The sequence below is a fragment of the Streptomyces sp. SID486 genome, from assembly GCF_009865385.1.
Classification (GTDB): domain Bacteria; phylum Actinomycetota; class Actinomycetes; order Streptomycetales; family Streptomycetaceae; genus Streptomyces.
The window spans coordinates 22,204-28,849 of record NZ_WWJT01000215.1 but is presented as its reverse complement, the minus strand read 5'-3'; the positions used below and the strand labels follow the sequence as shown (position 1 = coordinate 28,849).

Annotated in this window: 2 protein-coding genes and 1 pseudogene; all 3 read right to left on the bottom strand. The window is 73.9% G+C overall.

From position 1 onward, the window contains the following. Positions 1-156, bottom strand: a pseudogene (locus GT045_RS11240) (FMN-binding protein); the annotation flags it as partial. A gap of 17 nt (positions 157-173) precedes the next feature. Continuing rightward, positions 174-1,556 (bottom strand): ferredoxin reductase family protein, encoded by a 1,383-nt coding sequence (locus GT045_RS11235; protein ID WP_161286850.1) that lies wholly within the window; start codon positions 1,554-1,556, stop codon positions 174-176. A gap of 101 nt (positions 1,557-1,657) precedes the next feature. Further along, positions 1,658-6,643: a caspase family protein gene (locus tag GT045_RS11230; RefSeq protein ID WP_161334069.1), complete on the bottom strand. Its 4,986-nt coding sequence runs from the start codon at positions 6,641-6,643 to the stop codon at positions 1,658-1,660. Positions 6,644-6,646: the final 3 nt, after the last annotated feature.

Here is a 6,646-nt window from a genome sequence, read left to right as displayed (position 1 = left end):
CGGCGACTCCTGCCCCGCCGCCTGCTGCGCGCCCGCGGCCGCCGCCGACGCCGCGGCCGGGTCCGACGCCGGCTTCAGCGACAGCAGCAGCACGACACCGGACACGGTCGCGGCGGTGGCCAGCACGACCCGCCGCACGGGTTGGCTCTTCCTCATCGCTTTCGCAGCTCCGCTCACATCTCGAACGACTCGTGGTGGATACGGCGGGCGGGAACCCCCGCGCCGCGCAGGGCCTCGTACACCGACTGCGCGAAGCCGGGCGGACCGCACATGAAGACGTCGTGCCGGTCGACGTCCGGGATCTTCCGCTGGAGGTTCTCCGCGGAGATGTCGGGCCGTTCGCCCTCCGGACTGTTCACGGCGTACATCAGCCGGGCGCCCCGCTCCTCGGCGATCGCCGCCAGCTCGCCCCAGAGCGCCAGGTCCTGGGTGGTGTTGGCCCGGTAGAGGAGGGTGATGTCGCCGGCGGCCCCGGGCAGCGTCTCGAACAGCGCACGCATCGGCGTGATGCCCACCCCGCCCGCGACCAGCAGCACCTTGCCGCGGCTGCGCCGCTGCGCGGTGAGCGCGCCGTACGGGCCCTCCGCCCACACCCGGGTGCCGGGCGTCAGCTCCCGCAGCCGGGCGCTGTGGTCGCCGATCGCCTTCACCGTGATCCGCAGCATGCCGGGCCGCGGGGCCGCCGACAGGGAGTACGGGTGCGAGCTGAAGCGCATTCCCGGGGCGAGGAAGCGCCAGCGGAAGAACTGGCCCGCCTCCGCGCCCATCCGGTGCAGCTTCCGCCCGCCGATCAGCACCGAGACGATGCCGGGGGTCTCCTCGACGACCGCCTCCACCCGCATGCGGTGGCGGAGGTTCAGCCGGACCGGGGTGAGGATGCGGTACCAGAGCACCAGCGCGGTGACCACGCCGTACAGGCCGTACCAGAAGGTCTTGGCGGAGGGTTCGACGGCGAAGTCGTTGCCGGTGCTGATCTGGTGCCAGAACGTCAGGAACACCGCCGCGTAGGTCAGCAGGTGGACGTGGTACCAGGCGTCGTAGGGCAGCCGGCGGCGGACCGGCCCGATCGACGTCAGCCCGATGACCACGAACAGACCGGTGCCGATCGCCGCCTTGCCCATGTCCGGCAGCTGCTCGACGGAGTCGACCGTCTGCTGGACGATGTCGCCGAGCGACTTGCCGGCCTGGCGCGCGTACCCCCACATGACGAGGAAGACGTGCGCCACGATCAGGCACAGCGTGTACCGGCCGCTCATCGCGTGCCAGCGGGTCACCCGGTCGGAACCGACCCGCCGCTCCAGCGCCGGTACGCGCGCCGTCTGGAGCACCACCAGCGCCGTCAGATAGCCGGCCAGCAGACCGGTGATCCGGCCCGCACCCAGGATCCGGCCGGTGTCGTCGGCGATGGAGGGGGTGTTCCGCCACCACAGCCACAGCACCGCCGCCGCGCCCGCCCACACGGCGAGCAGCAGCGGGACGGCCGGGGAGCGGCGCGGGCGGATGCGGCGCATCGTCTGGCGGCGGGCGGCACGTCCGCCTGCGAGCGTGGTGGTCACGGTTCCTCCGGGGGACTTGACCCTTGGCCCTCAGATACGCGCCGCACGCCCCGCGTGTTCAGCGGCCTGCACGGCCGCGGTGGCTTCCGGCGGCGCGCCCGTCACAGCTGCAGACCGAAGAAGTCCGCGTACAGCGCCAGCCGCCCCCGGGCCCACTCCTCGTTCGCGTCGACCGCGTGCGCGGCGAACCGGATGTGCTCCGCCGTCACCCGCCCCCGCAGCGCGGGGAGCCGGCCGTCCACGTGCCGGGACAGCAGGATGAGGTCCTGCCACAGCGGGAGGACGTCGGGGACGTCGTCCGACGGGAGGGCCGGGGGCGGCTCGAAGGGGAGGTAGGAGGTGATGCGCCGCCAGGTCCGGGCGACCGGCTCGCCCAGCCGGCCCGCCAGGCTGACCAGGTCCAAGGGGCACCGCGGATCCCCGGGCGCGCAGACACGGTGTTCGGCGCCGAGGGCGAGGACGTCCGCGGGACCGGGCACGGTGGACGGCAGCCGTGCCAGATCGTGCGGTGACAGCTCGGGGACGAGGGCGCCGAGCTCCCGGAACCGCACCAGGCGCTGGTACGCGCCTTGGACGCCGCAACGCCGTGCCTGGGCGTAGCGCGCGAGGGCCTCACCCGTGAGGGGTGTCCAGCGGGGCGACTCGAACCACTCGTCGTCCTCGACGTCGAAGCCTCCGTCGAGCAGCGCTCCCTGTTCCTGGGGTCCGGGGAGGGCGTCGCGCAGTCCGGCCGGGAGGCCGGGTACGGCGAGACCGTAGTGCTTCGTCTCCCGCCGCGCGGTCTGCCAGACGGCCGCCAGGGGTGTCTTCATGGCGACGCTCGACGCGAAGAGCACGTCCGCCGTGGGCAGGACCGGGTAGTCCGCGCCCGGCCAGGACAGGTCGGCGGCGGAGAACGCGGCACGGCTGGGCACCGGCATGGCATCCCAGTCACGCAGCAGCTCGCTCGCCGCGGCGGGGACGTCGACGCCCGCTTCGTGCAGCTCCTCGGCGGCGAGTGCGACGGACCAGCGGGAGCTCCGCTGCGGCTGGACGTAGGCCAGGTCGCGAAGGCTCAGGCCGTCTTCGAGGAGCAGACCCACCGAGTGTGCCGCGCGGACGACCTGCGCCGTCGTCCCGCTCGGCACCAGGTCCCGCCCTTTCGCCGCCCCCTGACAGTGCGGGCGGTGCGTCAGACCGAGGAACTCCGACCAGCGGCCGAGTTCCAGCTCGGCGCTCTCCAGCGGGATACGGAGAGCGGCGGCCAGGGAGAAGGCCGCGCCCCACGGCACCATGATCACCCCGGACGCGTCCGGCTCACAGAACTCCTGGAGCACGGCGAGGACCGGTTCGGGCACCGTGGCCCACCGCCCCACGTCGTCCGCGTCCGGCGTGGTCCAGCCCAGCCAGGCGAAGTCCGCGAGCCGGCGGGCGGCCTCCGCCGGGTCGATCCCGAGGTTCCGGGCCACCGCGAGCACGTCCCACGGCCATCGCGTGGGGCCCCAGCCGGAAGCCTCGTGCCTGACGTACAGAAGGGCCAGGTCGGCGCCGTCGCAGACATGGTCGCGGTGGTGCGGTGGCACGGCCGGCACCGGTGCGGCCAGGAACGGCTGGTATCTCACGCACCGCTCGACGAGTCGGCCCAGCGTCAGTCCGTCCAGGGAGGCGCGCACGATGCCGCCGAGGTCGTCGGCGGGATGGTCGTAGTCGTTCTGCCCCCGCACCTCCCATCGCCCCCTGGTCACGGGCTCGCTCAGCAGTGCCTCCACGATGCGGACGTCGAGCGCGTCCGGCTTCCAGTCCAGGTCTCCCGTCCGGGCGGGCGGAGGAGCCAGCAGGGGGTGGGCCAGACGCAGGGCGCGACGGGCGAGCACCACGTCGAGCACCGTGGTGTCCGCATCGCGGGCGAGCGCGATGACCGAGCGCCAGTCGTCGGGCCGCAGCGAGCGGGGCCAGTTGCTGCCCCACCCTTTCGGGCTGTCCGCGGCCGCGTGTGACCACCCGGGCCGGGGGACCGGGTATCCGGACAGCGCGGCGGGAGGCGCCTCGGTGAACGGGGACGGCTGTTCCCGCCGCAGCGCCGCCGCTCGCCACGGCGCCGCCAGCCGGCGCCGTTCGTCCTCCGAGGGCGAGCCGACGGACCGGCCGAGACCTTCGTCCAGGTGGTACCAGCCCACCGCGTCGAGATCCATGACCGGACCGTCGGGTGCCTGCCGCACGGCGACCCCCTTGCCGCGCCACTGCTCCCACAGCACCCGTGCGGTGGCGAGGCTCTCCCGTTCCAGCCGCCACAGCCACGGCATGCCGAGCCCCGGCCAGGCGGCGAGCGCAGCCGCGCCGAGCGCCCACTGTTCTCGCTCCCAGCCTCGGTCGTACGCCTTGAGCTGGTTGCGGTTCAGGCTCAGGTCGCCCGCGTGGGGGCCGGTCAGATTGAGGACGTAACCGAAGGGCCTGAGGTCGGTCGCGATGCCGTCGCACAGGACGGCACCCTTGCCGTCGACCCACCACAGCACCGCCGGAACGCCTTCCACGAAGGCACGTTCGCCGCCCTCGGAGGTGTACTGCAACCGGCCCGGCTCCCAGCGGTGCCCCCGTCCGGAGACATCCCGCACCTCCAGCTCGTACTCGCTCAAGACCACCAGCCGGCGCAGTGTCGCCACCGCCGACAGCCCGGCGGACAGGACCGTCTCCCGCAGGTACAGCCGGATGCGGGTGCCGCCCTCCAGGAGGCTGTCGCCCGCGTCCTCGTGCACCTGGATCCGGAAGAGGTTCGCGCTGCCGGGAATCTCCACCCGCAGCGCCTTCGGGCCCGGGATCCCGTCGACACCCACCGGCCGGGTGACGACGGTCATCTCCTCGGCGAGCATGAAGTAGCTGAACACGCCGATGCCGAAACGGCTGTTGGGATACAGCCGCAGCGACGGGTCCTGCCGGTGCCAGTCCGCCTGCTCCTTGCGGAACGCCCGCGACTGCTCGAACCGGCGCCCGGCCATGGTGAACGTGCTCCGGAGCTGCTCCAGGCCCATGCCCACGCCGTTGTCCCGGCACTCCACGTACCGGCCGCGCTCGTCCTCGCCCTCGGTGATCGTGATCCGGCCGTTCCAGGGCGCGGGGTGGTCGCCCCTGGCCTCCAGGTAGCGCCGGCGCATCGCACGGTACCGGCAGGCGTCCATGGCGTTCTGGTACATCTCGCGCAGCGCCAGGGCGGGCTCGCCGTCGTAGAGACGCTCGCCCATCAGCAGCTCGCGGACCTCCGTCTGAGCGAGCTGGAAGCGCAGCAGCGGGACGTCGTACGCCCTGCGGCCCCGCTCCTCCACCGGGCGCAGGCCCCGGTCCGTGACGCGCGACGGCACTCCGGACAGCACCGCGGAACGGGACGGCGGCAGCCGGCGCGCCGACTCCCGCAGGGCGCGGGCGAGTTCGTCGGCGTACTCGGCCACCTGGGCGAGGGCCGCGTGCAGCGCGGGGTGCCGGCAGGCCGCGTCGAGGTGCAGTTCCCCTTCGGCGGCGTGCCAGTGCACCGCGCGTGCCGCGTGCACGGCCTCCTGCGGGAGGACCGGGTCGAAGACCGCGAGATGCTCGGCGAAGACTTCGGGCAGCCGGCGCACGTCGAGGGCCAGGGCCGAGGCCAGGTGCAGCAGGGAGGCGAGCTCGACCGTCCGCAGCGACTGACGGCCGCTTCCAGCCACCGGGAACTCCGGATCCCGGCCGTCGGCCGCGGGCCCGCCCAGGGTGATGCCGGCGGCGACGGCGCACAGGGCCCCGGACAGCTCGGCCGTGTGGTGCTCGGCCGCGCCGCCGCCCAGCAACGCGCCGGCGAACCCGGACACCCCCGCCTGCGGCACGGGCTCCTCCGCCGTCTCGAACAGCTCGGCGATCCAGCGGTGCACCAGCCACAGCGCCACGCCGTGCGCGTCGTCCGGGCGGTCGTCGTCCGCACACCGTGACACCTTGCGCGCGATGTGCGGGTGACCCGCGGCCACCTGCTCGTAGTGCCGCCGCCAGGCGTCGGCGTTTTCCTGTCGTTCGACCGAATACGGGGAGATCTCGGCCGCGTGACTGAACCGCCCGGCCCAGGCGGACTCGTGCAGGAAGGGCGCCGCGACCAGGGCCGCCGCCTCCAGCGCGGACAGCGGAACCGTCTTCGGCAGCAGGGTGGGCAGCCGGTCGCGCAGCAGCCGGACGGGGAAGTCGTCGTCGGCCCATGGATCCTGCATGCGCTCCTGCGCGCGGTGGACGGAGACCGCGCAGCCCTCGGCGAGCCGTGTCAGCGCTTCCCTGAACCGCGGTACGCAGCCCGCCTCCTCCGGACACACCCGCTCCCACAGGGCGGTCTCCGCCACCGCCTCCCGCCACGCCTCCAGCAGTCGCCGCCCCTCGCAGACGACCGTGGCCCGCGTCTCGTCGCCCAGCTCACCGCCGTAGTAGACCTGCGGCTCCTGCTGCTCGCCCAGCAGCCGGCGGGCCGAACGCAGGGCGTGCCGCCGCGCGGTGTCGAACACCTCGTGCACGGTGCGTGCCACGGTCATCGGGCCGAAGGCCTCGGCCAGCCCGGCGGTGAAGAAGCTGCCCTCCGGTGTGTAGCCGGCGCGCTGGCCCGCCCGGCCGGCGGTGAGGACGGCGAAGCGCCCTTCGGGCTGACCGCGCAGGACGCTGCTGCCGAAGACGGTCGCGGTGTCGGCGGGCTGGTCGCGACAGGCGTCGATCAGCCACAGCACCGTTCGCGCCGGGCAGTCGGCCAGGTACGGGCTGATATCGGCGGGCAGCAGGGACCCCAGATACGAGGGCCGCCATCCGTCGCAGTCGCCCGGGGCGCGGGCGTCGGACGGCACGAGGTAGTCGGTGGCGCCGATGCGCAGACCGTGCCCGGAGAAATGCAGGAGCAGGGTCGCGTCGGCCGGGACACCGCGGGCGACCTCGTCGATCCGGGTGACGATCTCCACCCGGGTGGCGTCGTACAGCGTCTCCACCGCGTACCCGGAGGCGGTGAGGGAGGCGGCCAGCAGCCGCTGGTCGGCGCGGACCGGATCCTCCAGCGGGACGAACCGGTGGCCGGCGTCCGGCGTGCTGCCCACCCCGATCAGCAGGGCGATGCGTGTACTGGTCATCCC

What these genes read in the sequence shown, in the direction of transcription:
- GT045_RS11230 (WP_161334069.1), bottom strand. Translation starts at nt 6,643, where the DNA reads ATGACCAGTACACGCATCGCCCTGCTGATCGGGGTGGGCAGCACGCCG.